Annotated in this window: 2 protein-coding genes; one reads left to right on the top strand and one right to left on the bottom strand. The window is 54.3% G+C overall.

Annotated features, from left to right (window positions below):
- Positions 1 to 320 (bottom strand): chloride channel protein (locus tag HKD32_RS15120; protein WP_194258413.1); only part of this gene is annotated, 320 nt, incomplete at its 3' end.
- 222 nt (positions 321 to 542) lie between these two features.
- Here HKD32_RS15120 and HKD32_RS15115 point away from each other — a divergent pair.
- Positions 543 to 742: DUF1275 family protein (locus HKD32_RS15115; RefSeq protein WP_194258412.1), on the top strand; the 200-nt coding region annotated here is incomplete at its 3' end.

The following is a 742-nucleotide window of genomic DNA, read 5'->3' as shown; positions in this document are numbered from 1 at the left end:
GAGGCACCGCAGACAAGGCCAAGGCAGGTCAGAATGATTTTCCCGGCAGCAATCCGCAGCGTGAGAATACGGTCAACAACGGTATAGTTTCCCATGTGGAGGGTGGCGATCGTCTGGGGAATTCCTGACCCCTGTGATCCTTTGAAAAGCGTTCGTGTCATCCAGGTAATAAAGGCAAAGCCCGCGGGCGCGAGAACTAGCATGGCCCAGGGATGCCACGTCACGAAGCGCGTCCGCAGTTCAGCGCACTGATCACCAAACCTGGCGAATAAAACGGCAGTGAGACCCACAAGGACAGCGCCGATCCAGTAAAGACTCATTCTGCGCCAGCGTGTTGTCCTGGCGCGCGCTGTTCGTCTGAGATGGTGGATCCTGTCCTTGTGATGAGCAGATGGTTTCACAGGAGCAGAAGGCACATCAGACACAGAAAACGTCCATAGCAGTATAAGCCGTTTCCTCGGCCCTCATGACGACGACTGGAAAACTGGAATAAGAATGTCGTGCCAGATTTATCTGAACCGGGTCAAATATCGGAATTCATGATGTCGTCTTCCCTCATGCCCATTGCTGTCTCCGCGCGCCGCATTTTCATTCTGGGCCTTGTCGCAGGATATGTAGATGCTCTGAGCTTCGTGGACCTGGGAGGTGTCTTTGCAGGTGCGATGACTGGAAACACCACGCATATGGGCGCTTCATTCGTACAGGGAAATTGGGCCCATGGTTTCCTGCTTGTCGGTGCGCT

Source organism: Gluconobacter japonicus, assembly GCF_015244665.1.
GTDB lineage: Bacteria > Pseudomonadota > Alphaproteobacteria > Acetobacterales > Acetobacteraceae > Gluconobacter > Gluconobacter japonicus.
The sequence above is the reverse complement of the archived record's forward strand: the minus strand, read 5'-3'. Positions and strand labels throughout refer to the sequence as shown.